The 17,929-nt window shown below is 47.2% G+C and carries 12 protein-coding genes and 2 riboswitches; of the genes, 5 read left to right on the top strand and 7 right to left on the bottom strand.

Features of this window, described 5'->3' with window-relative positions; genetic code table 11:
- Window positions 1-33 precede the first annotated feature (33 nt).
- Window positions 34-987, bottom strand: a complete 954-nt coding sequence (locus ABIE27_RS00520) for an ABC transporter permease (RefSeq protein WP_123066359.1) — start codon at window positions 985-987, stop codon at window positions 34-36.
- Between the two features lie 295 nt (window positions 988-1,282).
- Window positions 1,283-3,619: a helix-turn-helix domain-containing protein gene (locus ABIE27_RS00515; protein WP_161557017.1), complete on the bottom strand. Its 2,337-nt coding sequence runs from the start codon at window positions 3,617-3,619 to the stop codon at window positions 1,283-1,285.
- Window positions 3,620-4,166: 547 nt separating this feature from the next.
- Here ABIE27_RS00515 and ABIE27_RS00510 point away from each other — a divergent pair.
- The gene (locus ABIE27_RS00510; protein ID WP_429349971.1) at window positions 4,167-6,188 is read left to right on the top strand and encodes an endonuclease MutS2; all 2,022 of its coding nucleotides are present in this window, start codon (window positions 4,167-4,169) and stop codon (window positions 6,186-6,188) included.
- Window positions 6,189-6,371: 183 nt separating this feature from the next.
- Window positions 6,372-6,602 carry a cysteine-rich CWC family protein gene (locus ABIE27_RS00505; protein ID WP_192895146.1) on the top strand — a complete coding sequence of 77 codons (231 nt, stop codon included), beginning with the start codon at window positions 6,372-6,374 and terminating at the stop codon, window positions 6,600-6,602.
- A 291-nt stretch (window positions 6,603-6,893) separates the two neighbouring features.
- Here the strand turns inward: ABIE27_RS00505 and ABIE27_RS00500 are convergent, their stop codons facing one another.
- From ABIE27_RS00500 to gcvH, 5 genes are all read right to left on the bottom strand, one after another.
- Window positions 6,894-8,039: a mannitol-1-phosphate 5-dehydrogenase gene (locus ABIE27_RS00500; RefSeq protein ID WP_429349661.1), complete on the bottom strand. Its 1,146-nt coding sequence runs from the start codon at window positions 8,037-8,039 to the stop codon at window positions 6,894-6,896.
- Window positions 8,036-8,470 carry a PTS sugar transporter subunit IIA gene (locus ABIE27_RS00495; RefSeq protein WP_123066356.1) on the bottom strand — a complete coding sequence of 145 codons (435 nt, stop codon included), beginning with the start codon at window positions 8,468-8,470 and terminating at the stop codon, window positions 8,036-8,038. Before ABIE27_RS00495 ends, ABIE27_RS00500 begins: the two co-directional genes overlap by 4 nt.
- Before the next feature lies 1 nt (window position 8,471).
- Window positions 8,472-10,580 (bottom strand): BglG family transcription antiterminator, encoded by a 2,109-nt coding sequence (locus ABIE27_RS00490; protein WP_429349660.1) that lies wholly within the window; start codon window positions 10,578-10,580, stop codon window positions 8,472-8,474.
- 66 nt (window positions 10,581-10,646) lie between these two features.
- The gene (locus ABIE27_RS00485; RefSeq protein WP_123066354.1) at window positions 10,647-12,110 is read right to left on the bottom strand and encodes a PTS mannitol transporter subunit IICB; all 1,464 of its coding nucleotides are present in this window, start codon (window positions 12,108-12,110) and stop codon (window positions 10,647-10,649) included.
- Between the two features lie 442 nt (window positions 12,111-12,552).
- Complete coding sequence (gene gcvH / locus ABIE27_RS00480; RefSeq protein ID WP_123066353.1) at window positions 12,553-12,945, bottom strand: glycine cleavage system protein GcvH; 393 nt, start codon at window positions 12,943-12,945, stop codon at window positions 12,553-12,555.
- A gap of 346 nt (window positions 12,946-13,291) precedes the next feature.
- Window positions 13,292-13,414, top strand: a riboswitch (glycine riboswitch).
- 3 nt (window positions 13,415-13,417) lie between these two features.
- Window positions 13,418-13,519: riboswitch (glycine riboswitch) on the top strand.
- A 231-nt stretch (window positions 13,520-13,750) separates the two neighbouring features.
- Between gcvH and gcvT the strand changes: the two genes are divergently transcribed.
- The 3 genes from gcvT (at window position 13,751) to gcvPB (ending at window position 17,840) form a co-directional block, all read left to right on the top strand.
- Complete coding sequence (gene gcvT, locus ABIE27_RS00475; RefSeq protein WP_429349659.1) at window positions 13,751-14,893, top strand: glycine cleavage system aminomethyltransferase GcvT; 1,143 nt, start codon at window positions 13,751-13,753, stop codon at window positions 14,891-14,893.
- Window positions 14,890-16,245: an aminomethyl-transferring glycine dehydrogenase subunit GcvPA gene (gene gcvPA, locus ABIE27_RS00470; RefSeq protein ID WP_123066351.1), complete on the top strand. Its 1,356-nt coding sequence runs from the start codon at window positions 14,890-14,892 to the stop codon at window positions 16,243-16,245. The genes gcvT and gcvPA overlap by 4 nt, the downstream gene beginning before the upstream one ends.
- Before the next feature lie 86 nt (window positions 16,246-16,331).
- Entirely contained in the window at window positions 16,332-17,840 is a 1,509-nt protein-coding gene (gcvPB, locus tag ABIE27_RS00465; RefSeq protein ID WP_123066394.1) for an aminomethyl-transferring glycine dehydrogenase subunit GcvPB, read from the top strand.
- The last annotated feature ends 89 nt before the right edge of the window (window positions 17,841-17,929 follow it).

The raw sequence follows: 17,929 nt of genomic DNA, 5'->3' as shown, positions 1-17,929 counted from the left end.
CCTGTCTGATGAAGAGCGTCTGCCAATATTGCACTAATAGACGCCTTCCTCCCCGAATTTTTTGGCTAACGTGTTGGCACCAAGCACTAGCGCCAGTCCAACAACCGACTTAAACAATCCGACAGCAGCACTATAACTGTACTGTGCTTGGGTAAGCCCCTTCGTGTATACGTAGGTGTCAAATACCTCGCCCACGTCACGGTTAGTAGGTGTCAGCATCAGGAAGATTTGTTCAAAGCCTGTATCTAGGAAGTGACCCAGACGCAAAATGAGCAAAATGATGATGGTACTCCGAATCGCCGGCAACGTTATGTGCCAGGTCTGACGCCAGCGGTTAGCACCATCAATCCGAGCAGCCTCATACAGCTGTGTATCTACACCAGAGAGTGCTGCCAGGAAGATAATTGTGCCCCAGCCTACTTCTTTCCAAATGGATTGTCCTACAATCATCGTACGGAACCATCCCGGTTCAAGCAGAAAGGCAATTTTTTGTCCCGTCAGGTTGTAGAGCAGTTCATTGATTGCACCGCCTTCAGTCGTGAACAGCATGTAGAACACACCAACCACAACAACCCAGGAAACAAAGTGTGGAACGTAAACCAATGTCTGTACGAAGCGTTTAAAACGCTCCCGCCGAACCTCATTCATCATAAGCGCAAGTAAAATTGGTAATGGAAAAAAGAAAACCAGATTATAAATCGCAAGTAAAAACGTGTTTCTAAATAAGGTCCAGAACTGCGGTTCTCCAAAAAAACGCTGGAAGTGTTTGAATCCTACCCAGTCACTCCCCAGAATGCCTTTGTACGGCGTGTAATCCTGAAAAGCCATCGTAATCCCATACATCGGTATGTATTTGAAGATAACAAAGTAAAGTACTCCCGGAATCAGCATAATGTACAGCCACCGGTTTTTGATGACGTCCCTCCAGAGCAGGTTTTTGTCACTGCGGGTAGCGGGCCGTGTTCGAGCAGCCGTTTCGGCTTTCATAGTGTCTTCCTCCCCACGTTGGAAACGATTACAAAAGATCACTTCCTGAATTCATGTCTCCATTGTGGCGGATAATCGAATCACTGGCTATCATCTCGTTTTAGCCTTTTGTTTTCCCTTATGTATCAAGGGTTTTAACCTCTTAAGCATGGCTGGCTATACTCGAAATGAACTGCTTTCAACCTGTATGTTCCTGGTTTAACTATGATTTATAAGCTACGAATGGACTTAAAAAAGAACGTTAAATTGAACGCCAAAAGCCTGCCTGCCATGAGGGCAGAGCAGGCCTTGTTCTCTAGCGTTGCTGCTCCCTGTACTTGCCGGGAGTTGTTCCTGTTATTTTGCGGAATGTACGGATAAATGCCGTGGGGTTCGTATAATTTAATTTTTCGGCGATTTCCGATATTTTCAAATCTGTCGTCTGAAGCCACGTTTTAGCTTTTTCCATGCGGTACTCTGCAAGATACTCGGTAAAATTAACACCCGCTTCCTTCTTGAAGACCCGGCTTAAATAGACCGGATGGAAGTTCAATTCCTCGGCGCAAGCCTCGAGCGATAAGTCCCGATCATACCGTTCCTCGATCAGTCGAATCATCCGGCGGGCAATATTCATATATTGTGACTCCTCTTGTTCCTTCCAGAAACGAATCACAGGCAAAAATAATCGCTTACGGAACCAACCGGTCATCTCGTCCAGTGTTGATAGTTTAAGCAAATATGCCATGGAAGCTTTCTCACCAAGTACTTCTGCCACATCTCCGCCCTGCTCTTGCACAAGTTGATATACTCGTGACAATAACTGCACCATGATGACTGGATATTCGCTGAAATGCAGCTTTTTATCCGCCAGCAATCCTAAATATTGTGTAAAATAGATATCCGTTTTTTCTTCGTCTCCCTGTTTGATCGCTGAAGCCAACTGATCTTCGATCATTCGTAACTGCGTATACAGCGCAGCTTCCATCTGACCTCTTGGTTGGATGTCCTCATAATGTAAAATAATTCGGCTACCCAAGCTGACTCTGCCTTGCAACGCTTCTTTGCTCTCTTGATAGGCTCTAGGCGTATCTCCAATGCGGGAGTATGTCCGGCTAATGCCTATGCTTACCGGCAGGTTCAGATAAGTTACGATTCGTTCACGAATCCAATCCGCTTGTGTATGCATCCATTCCTTAAGCTGCACTTCATCATTCAGTTCAGAAGCAAGTACAGTAACTTGCGCATCATCCAGCATGACCGGTGTGAACCGAATCTCGGAAGGCAGTAACTCACCTACCATATTATTGACTGCAAACAGCAATAGATCCCGATCCTGCTCCTCATACCTTGTGCCTTCGAGGGTATCAATCTGAAGCATCAGCACGCCCAGATGTGACCATCCGGTGGGGAAATCATACAATTCGCCCTGATATCTGAAATCTTCTTCCGATATTTTGCCTGTCAGCAGTTTGGTCATAAAAAACTCCTGAAGATGCACATGCTGCCCCTTCATCTGCTCACGCATCGTTTTCTCAGAACTAAACAGTGTAGACAAACGTTCCTCAATATAAATAAATTCATCCTGACGACGTCCTGCAGGAGGAAGCGGAGAATCCAGCCCTTTTGTAAATTGCAGCAGTCTAGAGATTGGCGAGTACATGCGCCGGCTACCATAGATGGCCACAAGCCCGGTCACCAATAACATAATTAACGTCGCCACCCCGGTCACCACTGCAATCTTTTGCGACTGAGCTGTAATCTGTCCGAGCGATACGACCGACACGTATAACCAGCCATTTAGAGGTGACTGCCTGTAGCTGACGGCTACAGGTTTACCTTCTACTTCGGCACTGAAAAATCCTTGGGGTTCCCCCGTCGTCTGAACCTTTTCCTGAATATCTTTGTTCAGCACATCGTATTTATTTGCATAATTCGTATCATTCAAAAAATACCTCTGATCCTTGTCCAGAACATACAGATCACCTGAATTCGGATTCCGGCTCAAAAAGCTGCTCAGCTCCGCATCCGCAATATCAATGACAAGAAATCCTTTTGGTTTCACGTTTGTGGGCACCATCGGAATTTTAAAAACCATGCTGACTACATTATCCGAAGAGATCAAGGTAGGTGCCTGTTCCGTTAAGGCCTCACCCATGCCTGCTGATACAGGGACACTCTCTTTCGATGAACTTTTGTTTTGAGTCACCCAGAATAAACTATTGGTGTATGTAAGATAGGTTCCGATTCGATCTTTAATGCTGAAATCACCCAGTTTACCAAAAGAACGCATCGATACGACCCAGTCCTGTTCCAGATTTACGAGGTAAGCCTGATCAATACTTGTAACCACCTGCAGATTGTTAAAACCGGATGTCAAATCACGAATTTCTTGAAATTCGCTGCTATTCAGCGGTTGCTTCATTGCCCGCAGCACCAATGGTGAATTGACGTACTGGATTGAGGACAGTTGTAAACTGCGTAATACTTGTTCCACTCGCATCTGAGTCTGATGTAGTATCTGAAGATTGCTCTCGCGCACTTTCTGTTCGATATCACGCGAAGCAATCGTATACGAGACGGAACCAATCACTATGACCGGCAAAGCCCCAAGAATCATCGTAAAGCAGAGCAGACGCAGTAGATATTTAGGCAAGAAGAGCATCTCCCTTTTATAAAATCGCTTACATTGGTTTAAATTACTATTGTTATTTTAAAACCCATTCATAATCAAGTCCACATCTTTTATTCAGAATTGTTGACTTGAAGTGTTTTCCAGTTTATATTACTTGTATATTCCTCAGGTCGAAGGAGAGATTTTGATGTCGGTGAGCGTTCTTAACTAATCAAGTTTCATATTCAGGAGTTTGGCTTTTCATGACACTTTTGCCGTCAAGGCATACGTGTGTTTCATGATGCGTCAGAACCCTGTACTTAGTTAAGAACAGCGGAAATCAAACATCGCCTCCGGGATTGCCTATGTCCGGGTCTATTTCCGCGCTGTGTTCAGCGCGGATTTTTTGGTTAGACCTTATACGGACTTTGCTTTCCCATACGTTCAGGGCGGAGAATGACGTTTGTTCATTCTCCGCCCTTTTTGTGTTTTCCATGAGGAATATTTTTTGAATATAGGCACACAAAAACATTTTACATGAAGGAGAGATTTAGACGTGAATATTAATATCAACAATAATGACGCTAGCATGACAGCAAATATCAAGAGTTCAAACGAGCAAACCCTAACCACTCTTGGCTTCCATCATATTCAAAAAAATATTGCAGACTGTGCCCTTTCCTATCTGGGCAAACGTTATGCCAAGGAACTCAAACCGATGACTGATGTCCATCTGATTCAGATGCGCTTGGACGAAACTGCGGAGGCCACAGCTCTTGTCCGTTTTGGAGCGAGCGTACCCATCCCTTCGCTGGAGGGAATGGAGACCATTATCAATCTGCTTGGCACGGGATATCTGTTCAGTGAACGTGATTTCAGTCATCTCGCGCAATTTCTACACAGCTGCACACAACTAATGAAGTATATGGAGAGTAAATCCGGCATCGCTCCCATCGTAAGTCGTTATGCCTCCTCTATGATGCTTATGGAATCCTTACGAAGTGAGATCGAACGCTGTATCCACAGCGGTCGAATTCAGGATCAAGCGAGCAAGGAACTCGTAAGAATTCGCAAGAAAATCAACGTAAATGAGGAACGCATGAAGCGCAAGCTGGATTCACTGGTTAGCAAACACCGTTCGATCATGCAGGAGCAGGTCGTGAGCCAGCGTAATGGAAAAACCGTACTGCCAATCAAAAAAGAGTTCCGCAAACAGGTTAAAGGCAGCGTGCTCGACGAATCGGGTAGCGGCCAAACCGTGTATATCGAACCAGCCGAGCTGTCAGGACTGCAGATGGAACTCTCTTCACTGCAAGCCGAGGAATCTCGGGAAGAGATGAAAATCCTCGGAGACTTGACTTCTCTGGCCGAATCGTACAGCCGAGAAATTGCCTTAAATACAGAAACCGTTGGTGTTTTGGACTTCCTGTTCGCCAAAGCAAAATATGCATCGGCTATAGATGGGCGATCCGTACGCGTTAATAGCAACGGTAAAGTTAAACTGCAACGAGCGAGGCATCCCTTGATGGGGCCGTCCATGGTCCCGCTTGATTTTTCCATCGGATACACATACTCGTCCCTTATCATTACTGGCCCGAATACAGGCGGCAAAACCGTTGCACTCAAAACATTGGGGCTGCTCACTCTCATGATGCAATCTGGACTGCTTGTTCCTGTGGATGAGAGAGGTGAAATGGCTGTATACGAACAGATCGCAGTGGATATCGGCGATGGTCAGAGTCTTGAACAGGCACTCAGCACGTTCTCAGCACATATTCGGAATATGATTACTATTCTGAAGCAGGCGAATCCTTCCACGCTTGTACTGATTGACGAGATGGCGTCAGGCACAGATCCTGGAGAGGGCGTAGGACTTTCCATTGCCATGCTGGAGGAATTGCATCACCGGGGAGCAACCGTGGTGGCTACAACACATTTTGGGGAAATTAAACATTTTGCCTCAGCCACATCTGGATTTGAAAATGCACGCATGGAGTTTGACACCGTATCTCTCCAACCTCTGTATCGACTTCGGATCGGAGAAGCCGGTGAAAGTTATGCATATTCCATTGCGCTGAAGCTGGGCATGCCCGAGCATATCATCGATCGTTCCAAATCTGTTGTGGGTGAAGCTCTCACGAAGAACAAGATGCAAGATGTTGCAGAAGAACCGCAATCACAAACAGATGGTGAACTTCACACTACCGTGCCTGTCTCTATGGAACACAATGGATCTATAGAACATGATGCACATAAGTCCGTCCCAAGTGAGACTATCTCTTCAAACGATAGGTCTCCCGTCTCCGATCCGGCACCGGCACCAATACGTGCTTTTCGTAAAGGGGACCGTGTCTATGCAGCCTATCTGGATCAGGCAGGCATAGTAAGTGAAGAAGAGGATAACCACGGACAGATCGGAGTCATGATTCGAGGACGCAAACTAAAAATTCATAAGAAACGCCTGCGTCTGCACATTTCTGCTGATGAGTTGTATCCAGACAATTATGATCTCGACATTGTGCTGGAAAGCAAAGAAAACCGTAAAAAACGCAAACTTATGGGACGCAAACATGTCGAGGGATTACAAATTGAGCTGCCACCGGAAGAATGAAGGCTCGCCCTACAACGAAAAACAAACCGCGTATACGTTACACTCATACGAATTACTTACGGTGCAGATGGAGTAAGTCATTATTATAAAAGGCGGGTGCATAACTAATGTATTTGTTATACTAAAATCAACAAAAGGTCACTGCCCTGATTGCAAAACCATGAAAAAGGGGGGAGATAAGCAGTGTCTGATCAACAAGACAGCACTCCTAGCCAAACGCTCAATGCGCTGATATGTCCACTTTGCGGGGAAAGAAATGCTTGTGCCTATGCTGAAGGTAAACCACATTCGGAATGTTGGTGCGGCCATGTTTCCTTCCCCGAAGGTGTGTTTGAACGCATTCCAGCCGAGCAACGCGGCAAATCATGCATTTGTCAACGATGTTTGAAGAATGATGTACGTGAGCATGAGTAACTCTTTTGCTATAACCAGCTCTTATTCGCTAAAGCGATATGAAGAGCCGATTGTTAACTGGATCGAAAAATAAAAGAAACCATTCCCTCTCAAATGGAACTGCATCATGAATTTGAAGGGATGGTTTCTTTATATTCGGACTTAAGTTCGTTATTACGATTTGGCATCTATATTTTCATCTATATTTCTGTATAAACAGATAGATAAACTTACTAACGTCCCAGCCTTAGTGGATCCACGCTGAGCTTTCAATACACTTTGCCAGAATTCGATTACTGTTATACAAACCGATTACATCTGATTGTACTGCTTGACTGCTTCCACCAGTACCGGATGGTTCTCATCCATACCAGTATAGTGTGATAGTGCAGCTGCGACGCCTTTTTCACGGATCATGCTTTGCAGCTCGACCGCTTCAGGATCATCAGGCACATCAAACTTGCAGGCCGCCGCCATGCCCATGGCGAGATGTGTCACCGGCATGTCGTCTTCACGCGCCAGAAGCGCCGGGCGAACGAGACGATCATTCGGGGAGAGCTTGCGCAGGGGCGAGCGCCCCACACGGGTTACCTCGTCGGTCAGATAAGAATTAACAAACCGCCCCAGAATTTTTACAATATACTGCTCATGCTCTTCCGGGTTGAAGCCAAAGCGTTTTACCAGCACCTGACCCGTTTCCTGCAATGCCCCGTATACAACGGATTTCACCTTTTCATCGGCAATGGCCTTCTGAATGGTATCATATCCGTGCACATAGCCGATGTATGCGGCTACGCAGTGTCCCGTATTGACGGTAAACAGCTTCCGCTCAATGTACGGTTCCAGATCATCCACATAAACGACACCATCCATTGGTTGGAAAGCAGGTGCCATCTGCGAGCGATCTATAACCCACTCGTAAAAAGGCTCTACCTGAACATGCAACAGGTCTTCATGATTCTGGATGGGTACAATTCGGTCTACGGCTGAATTCGGAAAGTAAACATATTCATCAGCAAATGCACGAGCCTTCTCGTCCAGCAGAGCATATACATGCTCTTTCAGCTGCGCGCTTCCGCCGATTGCATTTTCACAAGCAATAATATGAAGCGGCTTTTGCACAGAACCTGCACGTCTTCTCTGCTCCAGACCTTCTGCGATTCCGGGTGCAATATGCTTTAGCACACCTACACCAACTGCGGTTGTAACCAGATCAGCATCCGCCACGGCCTTAGCAACCGTCTGCAACTCTCGCCCATCAATCGCTGTTACTCCGGTTACGGTCTCTTGATCTTTGCTTTCATTGGCAAGTTCTACGGTGTACTCCCCACGCTCCCGAAGAGCATTCACCAATTCCTGATTTACATCCGAGAACGTCACTTCATATCCGGCACGGGACAGAATCAAGCCAATAAATCCGCGTCCGATGTTACCTGCGCCAAAGTGGAGGGCCTTCATAGCTCCATTTCACTTTCTAGAATGGTGATTACTTCCTCAGCGGTTTTCGCATAGCGCAGTGCTTCCATATTTTCTTCCTCGGCACAGATCACCGCAATGCTCGTTAAAATCTCCATATGTTCGCCGCCCTGTGCCGCGATGCCAATGACCATATAAGCTTTTTCCTCTCCAAAATCGACCCCTTGCGGGAACTGAATCACCGAGATTCCGGTGGAGAGAATGAACGCTTTGGACTCTTTTGTACCATGCGGAATAGCCAGCCCATTGCCGACGTAAGTGGATACAATCTCTTCACGTTCAATCATTTTGTCAATGTAATCCGCAGTAATATGGCCTGCATCCTTCAAAATCTGTCCTGCCATACGAATCGCTTCATATTTATCCTGAGCCGTAGCGTTCATGATGACTTTGTCTTGTGTTAACATACTCATGTTATATACCTCCGATTTCATTTTTACTACGATAGAATCCAACCAATTCACGGGACAGGTAATGGATGATTTCATCCCTGTTTCCTTTGCCCAGCAGTGTAATCATCTCTTCTTGCAGAAGCAGTGCACTAATCTCGCTGAGTACCTCCAGACTTTCCTTGGACAACTCCTTTGGCCCCAGCATCAGCAATACATGACTGACACCTTCCGGATCCTCCACTGTTCGAAGCAGAGGTTCCTCAAGTTGAAAAAGACTGATGGACGGCTTGTAGATACTCTCGCTCCGTGTATGGAAAAGAGCGAGCTGAGTCCCCGGAATCTTTTGACTCCCCATCGATTCACGAACCTCAAGTAACTTGGCAACCTCGCCCGGGTCTTTCAATATGCCTGAGCGATGTGCAACCTTACACATCTCAAGCACACTTTGAGCAAAATCAAGATGAGTGTTATCCATCGCATGTACCTGGAACTTACCGATAATCCGTACAATTTCAAGCAGCGTTGCTTCCATTCCGTCCGCATCGGAGATTCTACGAGTGGTTGTCTCATTGCCCATGTCGCGGGATTTGCGATGCTGCCGCTGTAACGTTGTGGTTTTGATAAAATGCCGTAGACTTTCACTTTCCTCCGCTGTCAATAGCGGACTGACCTTGTAATACTGATCTTCCTCCATTGGCAAATCGACCGTAGACAACACCAGATCATATTCTTCGGTTGGCATTCGCGCGGCTTCGTACCAAGAGACGCTGTCTATAATCTGAATCTCTGGAAACTCCTTGGATAAACGACTGGATAGCATGCGCGAGGAGCCAATGCCACTGTTACATACAACGATGGCTCGAATATCTTGCTTTAACGCCCGCAATCGTTCTATGGATGCACCAAAGTGCATGACAAGAAAACCGATCTCCTCATCCGGAACTTCTGCCCCGGGCCATGCCTGTAACACGGACTTTTTCACTTGTTCGAAAAGGGTGTCATAATCCTTGCGAATCTGCTGTAGCAGTGGATTACGTATCATCTGATGCCCCTCAAGTCGCTCCATAACCGGCACCATATGTCCAATTAATCCTTCGCGCAGCAAGCGGTCTTCATGAAAGTCATAACCTGTTCTTTCCTGCATCTGGTCCGTAAGCGAATGCACTCTGTCCATCAGAATCAGATCATCGATCGGGAGCAGGCGTGAAGAATGAATCTGTTGCTCTGTCTCCGTAAGCAATTGGTGAAAATAAGCTTGCTCTTCATCCGGGAAGCCGACTCCAAGCTGTGAGGATAGAACACTGCAAAGGCGCGAAGCCATGAAAACTGGCACTCTCTCTTCATGTTGCTCCGCCACGGTTCCAGTGCCTGCAATCGTTCTTATCCCTGAGGAAGAACGTTCTATATTAAAACCTTTACGTATCCGAACCACAGCTGCCGATAACTGAATGAGCAGTTTCATGTACTGCCGTTCAGGTATTTTTTCAAGCCATTCGATATCCGGTTGCCATAATGCATTTTCAATGGTAAGTACGTCGCTATGACCGATCATACTGAGCAACTTTTGATTAACGATGGAGCCCCCTTGCTCAGGCTGTCTGCCAAAGAGATCCGACTCATCCAGTACTTCCAAAGCAAGCGCTGCAATGGCTCTGCGATGAATCGCTTCACTTCCGGTAATTTTCACACCATAGCCTCGCCTTCGAACAAGCTTCAGACCCGCCTGCCGAATGCGTGATTCCAGATCATCCAGATCGTTGGTGACCGTCGAAACGGTCACTTTCAGATCCGAAGCGAGAGCGAGCAGTTTGACCGGCTCAGCTTCATCCAGCAGGATGCAAAGCATGAAGAGCTTACGCTCTTCAGGCGTAAACTCTACATATTCATTACCCTCCAGTTTCTGGCGTAATGCACTGAGGTCATCTGAACCGGAATCAATGCGTATTCCGGTTCCCGACTTTTTTTCGAGGCGCATACCGAGTGGTTCAAGCCACTGCTCGATCATCAGCAGCTCACGATGCACGGTACGTGTACTCACTTTTACTTCAACGGCAATTTCACCCGCCGTGACTTCATGGGGATGCTCCAACAGGAATTCCACGATTTCACGTTGTCTTTTCGTAATACTCATATCTCAGCCTCCGGCTCTGGGAAAACGGCTGCCCTTGTTTGAAGATGGTTCGCAGTCTGCCCCCGTTTACTTCAAACGTTCAACAAGTGCGTCGTATTCCGGGCTTTTTAGGAAGTTGTCAATGGATATATGCTCTGCATTAGGTGCTACTGAACGTGCACGATCCGTTAGTGTTTTTTGCGTAATCACAACGTCTGCGTCTTGCGGAATTTCACTAATCGCCGTGTTAGTTACAGCAACGTCAATTCCTTCGGCTTTCATTTTTTTGCGCAGAATCGAAGCACCCATTGCACTGGAACCCATACCTGCATCGCAGGAGAAAACAATCTTTTTCACATCTGCTTTTGCCTTGGATGCAACGGAACTTGCGATATCTGCCGCTCTGTTCGCTTCCTGGTTATCCGCTGTGATGGCTGCATTTGCTGTATTGCCTTGGCTCTTCATATCTTTCATTCGGCTGGAGGCCGCTTCCAGATCTTCTTCCTTCTGTTTACCGGTTTTGAGTAGTAGAGAGGCAATCAGGAAGGAAACCACCGCTGCCACAATAACCCCTGCAAGCATCGGGATATATCCGCCTTTAGGTGTCAACAGGAAATAGGCAATGATACTGCCTGGTGATGGTGCCGAAACCAGTCCTGCGCCAGTTAGCATGAACGTTAACGTACCCGCTACACCGCCTGCAATGGCTGCCAGAATCAGAATCGGTCTCATCAGGATGTACGGGAAGTAAATCTCATGAATCCCGCCGAAGAAATGAATGACCACCGCACCAGGTGCAGAAGATTTTGCTACTCCACGTCCGAAGAAACAGTAAGCGAGCAAAATACCCAGTCCCGGTCCCGGGTTAGACTCAAGCATGTAAAGAACGGATTTGCCTAGTTCTCTTGCCTGATCTGTTGCGATTGGTGTTAAAATCCCGTGGTTAATGGCATTGTTCAGGAACAGTACTTTACCCGGTTCAATAATCAGATTGACAAGTGGCAGCAATCCCAGGTTCATCAAACCCTGTACGCCGGCAGACAACACTTTGCTGATGGCCTCAACTGCCGGCCCGATACCTAGCAAAGCAAAGATGCCCAAAATACCACCGATGATTCCTGCCGAGAAATTGTTGACCAGCATCTCAAAACCGGCTCTGATCTTGCCCTCAATGGATTTATCAAACTTCTTGATCACCCAAGCACCGAAAGGCCCCGCAATCATGGCTCCGAGGAACATTGGAATATCCGTTCCGACAATGACACCGATGGTCATAATCGCCCCGACGACACCCCCACGTGTGCCATGCACCATCGTACCCCCGGTATAACCGATCAGCAGCGGCAGCAAATAAGTAATCATCGGACCTACAAGCTGCTCTATTGTCGCATTCGGAAACCATCCTGTTTTGATAAACATCGCTGTAATTAATCCCCAAGCAATAAATGCCCCCATATTAGGCATGACCATACCGCTCAGGAATCGTCCGAAGCGTTGCACACCAACACGTAACCCACCTTTGGAATTGGATGTTTGATCCAAATTACTCATTGGTTTATCCTCCTTGAATCAAGTCATTATTTCGTATGAAAGGGGTATCATCGATCCCCTGCTGTAATCCTAAGCGAGAAACCCTTCCTCTTCAATCAAATGAAAGCGTACTTTCGTCATGAACAATGATGACAACATTGGATTATGTAATCGCTTTTAATCAGGAATATATGCTCAATCCGTTGATACACAAGGTTTTTCTTGCCTATGACTTTGTTCATATACAATATGCAGAGCAATAGAATAGCTTGGTCCTTTTGAATTTTTTTTATTCATGATTTTATGTCACTCCTACTTAACCCCCTCCATTATGCGCAAAAAAACAGCAAAAAACCTGCACAAGCTCCATAGCTCACGCAGGTTTAAAGAACAAGATTTTTATATTCAAGTGGGATTACACATATGTCAATAAGTACAAATCAACTAAACGATCCATTCTTTCCTACTCTTCGGTATGTTTAAGATATGCATCCGCATTCAGCAATGTGGATAATGCAGCTGTTACATCACCATCGACACGGATTTCGATCATCCAGCCTTCTTCATAAGGAGAGCTATTCACCAGTTCTGGCGAGTCCTGCAAAGCTTCATTCACTGCAACAATGGTGCCGCTGACGGGTGAGAACAGATCAGACACCGTTTTGACGGATTCAATCGTACCGATGCTGTCTTCTGCTTTTACACTGGCTTCAAGATCAGGCAATTCTACAAACACAATGTCACCCAGCTGATGCTGTGCGAACTCGGTAATGCCAATACGTACGGTATCCTCCCCTACGGTTTGCACCCATTCGTGCTCTTTACTGTACAGGAAATCATTTCTCAATTCGCTCATCGATATCCGCCTCGCTTTTCATTAATGAGTGCATGCGTTCTTTGACCTTCACCTTTTTCCCAAACAATAGCGTATGATATTTCAGATTCAAATGTCAAGTTAGCTCACAGTTTATTTCAATTTCGAGATCTCAACGTGTGTAACCTCACACTACTCTTTCTGCATATAATGGTGAATATTAGAATAGTAAGCGCACTCTTTTAAAATAAACGAACATTAATGAATAATCAGTATTAAATATTCGTATTTCACACAATTTCAATGATATCGTTCTTGACATCAGGAGTGGATTCACGTTTTAATGAGAAGAGCAACTGAAGTTAATTGGACTACGTATGAACCGCGGATGAATGTAAAGGGAGAGATTGCCCGCACACCCGGTTTGGGGATGTGCATGGGGCGGCGCCGAAGGAGTAAACCACCGACAAGCGGGGGTGAATCTCTCAGGCAAAAGGACTTTTACAGGACGCAACTCTGGAGAGCATCTAATCGTCCACTTCGGGACGTTATGATCACCCAAGGGGAAACCTGTCTGAATAAACGGCGGGGTAACTCTCAGGTACAAGGGACAGAGCCTAAGAATACAGCGTGCTACTTGGCATGCCGGTTCTTTGGCCTGTCCTTTTCCTTTTTCCCAAAAAATGAATTGCAGGTTCTAGAATCGTACTGAACATAACAAATGAAAAAATGTAAAATGGTTGGCTATTGACTCTTGATGACTAAAATGATTTAAGCATTAATTACTTGGCTCACAGATCCATGTTTCTATACTTGGCCTACTAACGGTCTATGATGAGGTGATCCGATGTCTGATTTGTTAAGAACACCACTCTTTCCCCTATATGCGCAATATGAAGGTGTACGTTGCATTGATTTTGGCGGTTGGGAGTTGCCCGTGCAGTTTAGTGGGATTCAAAAGGAACATGAAGCCGTGCGCGAGCGCGCCGGGCTGTTTGATGTATCCCATATGGGTGAATTCACTGTAACGGGTGAACAGGCGGAAGCCTTTTTACAACACATGATGACCAACGACGTGACCGCAATTGTACCAGGTCAGGCACAATACACGCTGATGTGTTATCCCGATGGCGGTGTAGTTGATGATCTGCTGATCTACAAGCTGGCGGAGCAACAATACATGCTGGTCGTTAATGCCTCTAATATCGACAAGGATTGGGCTTGGTTGCAGGAGCACATTATACCGGGCGTGAACATGACCAATGATTCCGAGCAAACGGCACTGCTTGCGCTACAAGGCCCCCTGTCGGTTGATATTTTGGCTAAGGTTATAGATACGAACGTGGATGCGGGCGCTATTGAACCTTTCCGCTTCGTACAGCATGCCGAGGTATGCGGAGTAAAGCTGCTACTGTCGCGCACCGGATATACAGGTGAAGATGGCTTTGAACTGTATGTTGCAGCAGATCAGGCGGCTCTCGTATGGAACGGGCTGATGGAAGCCGGTGCTGATGTAGGCCTCGTTCCAGCAGGACTCGGTGCGCGTGATACACTGCGATTCGAAGCGAAGCTGCCTTTGTACGGTCAGGAGCTGTCACCAACCATCTCTCCGCTGGAGGCAGGACTTGGCATGTTTGTGAAATTAAATACCGGACCTTTTATCGGACATCAAGCTTTGTTGCAACAAAAAAATGACGGCCCTGCCCGCAAGCTGATCGGCATCGAAGTGCTGGAGCGCGGCATTCCGCGGCCACATTACCCGATCTATGCGGACGGCGTTCAGATCGGTGAAGTGACAACCGGTACACAGTCGCCGACCTTGAAACGTAATCTGGGGCTTGCCTTGATTGACAGCAAGTATACTGCACTGGGTACACCACTGGAGATTGAGATTCGTGGGAAAAAGCTAAAAGCCGAGGTCGTCAAGACTCCTTTTCATAAACGGACACGTACGTTAAAGACACCTATCCAAGGAGCTGAGCAAGCATGAGCAAGCACCGCTACATCCCCATGACAGAACAAGACCAGAGCGCAATGCTGGCCACGATCGGCGTGGATACGCTTGAAGATTTATTCAAAGATATCCCGAAGGAGATTCGTTATCAGGGCGAGTTGCCTGTCTCCTCCAAGCTGGACGAATACGCATTAACACGCCATATGTCGAAACAAGCTGGCTCCAATGCCAACTTTGAGACACATGCCAGTTTCCTTGGCGCAGGCATCTATGACCATCACATCCCTTCTGTCATCAACCATGTCATTTCCCGTTCGGAGTTTTATACGGCTTACACCCCTTATCAGCCTGAGATCAGCCAAGGAGAATTACAAGCCATCTTCGAATTTCAGTCGTATATTTGCGAGTTGACAGGTATGGCGGTAGCCAATGCGAGTATGTATGACGGTGCGACAGCTTTTGCGGAAGCAGGCAATCTTGCCGCCGCAGCTACCCGTCGCAAACAGCTTATCGTATCTCGCACCGTTCACCCTGAAGCCCGTCAAGTATTGCAGGCGTACGCACATGGCCTGAGTCTGGAGATTGTAGAGATTGGTTATAAAGATGGGGTTACCGATTGGGATGCGCTGCAAGCAGCCATTTCGGACGATACTGCGGCGGTTATGATTCAAAGCCCGAACTTCTTTGGTGCCGTGGAAAATGTAAAACAGGCTGCCGACCTTGTGCACACGCACAAAGGACTGCTCGTGGTGAGCGCCAACCCGCTGTCGCTAGGTTTGCTGGAAGCCCCAGGCAAGCTGGGAGCCGACATCGTTGTAGGCGATGCGCAGCCCCTCGGAATCGCCGCTTCGCTCGGCGGACCCACTTGCGGATACTTCGCCGTATCCCAGGCTCACATGCGCCGGATTCCTGGTCGAATCGTCGGTCAGACGACCGATCGCAACGGCAAACGCGGCTTCGTGCTGACGCTGCAAGCACGTGAACAACATATTCGCCGCGAAAAAGCGACATCTAACATCTGTTCAAATCAGGCGTTGTTAGCACTTAGTGCTTCCGTCTATATGTCTACCATGGGAAGACAGGGCATGATTGATGTTGCTGATCTGAACTTGCAAAAGAGTCATTACGCTCTAAATACGTTAAAAGCCATTCCTGGGGTTAGACTCACTTTTAATGCCCCTACGTTTAACGAGTTCGTTATCCAGCTCCCTGAAGGAACCGATGTGGATGCTCTTCAGCTGAAACTGCTGGATGCAGGATTCATCGGCGGTTACGAACTCGGACGTGATTATCCAGAACTTGCTGGACATATGCTCATTGCTGTTACCGAGCGACGCAGCAAAGAAGAGATGGATGAATTCGCACGTGTATTGGAGGGATCGCTGTGACTCAGGAAACGACTACAAAAGCAAACATTGCGGGTACTTCACCGGAAACATCTAACCTCCATCAGTCAGTCAATCAGCAGACTGGAATGGATTCTCAAGCCCAAGGAACCTCAACCATTACGCAACTTACACCATCCGTTGCTCCCGAACAAACTCTGATTTTTGAGTTGAGCAGTCCTGGACGTGTGGCCTATTCCTTGCCGGAATGTGATGTTCCCCGTCAGGATGCAGACACGTTGATTCCCCGGGAAATGCTGCGCTCGGAAGCGGCAGCGTTGCCGGAAGTATTCGAGGTTGATGTTATTCGTCACTACACGGCATTATCCCGCCGCAACTTCGGGGTAGATAACGGCTTTTATCCGCTCGGTTCCTGTACGATGAAATACAATCCAAAGATTAATGAAGATGTAGCACGTTACAACGGCTTTGCCAAAATCCATCCATATCAGCATGAATCCAGTCTTCAAGGTGCTCTCGAACTGCTCCATACCTTGCAAAATGATCTTTCAGGTCTGACAGGTATGGATGCCGTAACCCTGCAGCCTGCTGCCGGAGCACACGGGGAATGGACCGGACTTATGATGATTCGAGCTTATCACGAAAGCCGTGGCGAACTGCGTACCAAGGTTATCGTACCGGATTCATCTCATGGCACGAACCCGGCCAGCGCAACCGTGGCCGGATTCGAAACGGTGACAATCCCGTCGCGGACGGACGGTTTGGTGGATCTGGATGCCCTCCGTGCAGCAGTCGGCTCAGATACCGCAGCACTCATGCTGACGAATCCGAATACGCTCGGGTTGTTTGAAAAGGATATTCAAGAGATTGCGTCCATCGTGCACGAAGCTGGCGGATTGTTGTATTATGACGGAGCCAACTCGAATGCCATTATGGGCATTACACGTCCGGGAGATATGGGCTTTGATGTGGTGCATCTGAACTTGCATAAAACGATGAGCACGCCTCACGGTGGTGGTGGCCCTGGTGCTGGACCTGTCGGTGTGAAGAGCCGCCTGATCCCGTTCTTACCTAAACCGATGGTTGTTCAAAATGATCAAGGCATGTACGCTCTGGATTACGAAGGAGATCAATCGATCGGTCGGGTCAAAGCCTATTATGGCAACTTCGGTATTCTTGTTCGTGCTTATGCTTATATCCGCACTTATGGACCAGAAGGGCTTCGCCGTGTATCCGAATGCGCTGTGCTGAATGCCAATTATATGATGGCTCGCCTGGCACCTCATTACGAGATTCCGTATCCGGGTGTATGCAAACATGAATTTGTTATGTCAGGCCGCGGCCTGAAACAGTATGGTGTGCGCACGCTGGATGTGGCAAAGCGCCTGCTGGATTTTGGTTATCACCCGCCAACCATCTACTTCCCGCTTAATGTGGAAGAGTGCATTATGATTGAGCCAACGGAAACCGAGAGCAAAGAAACGCTGGACGGATTTATTGATACAATGATCCGTATTGCCAAGGAAGCAGAAGAAACACCGGAATTGGTGCTCAATGCTCCGTACGGCACACCGGTAACTCGTCTCGATGAAACGACCGCAGCACGTAAACCTGTATTAAACTGTGCTTGTAGCTAAATAAGAGAATAAAAAAACAGCAACGAAATTATCCAGATGACGGAAAAGTCGTTGCTGTTTTAGTTTTAATTGATACACTTAAATGGTTA

The organism is Paenibacillus sp. 4624, from assembly GCF_050435065.1.
GTDB classification, from domain to species: Bacteria; Bacillota; Bacilli; order Paenibacillales; family Paenibacillaceae; genus Paenibacillus; species Paenibacillus amylolyticus_D.
Note: the sequence above shows the minus strand (reverse complement) of the source record. Positions and strands in the feature narration are given on the sequence as shown.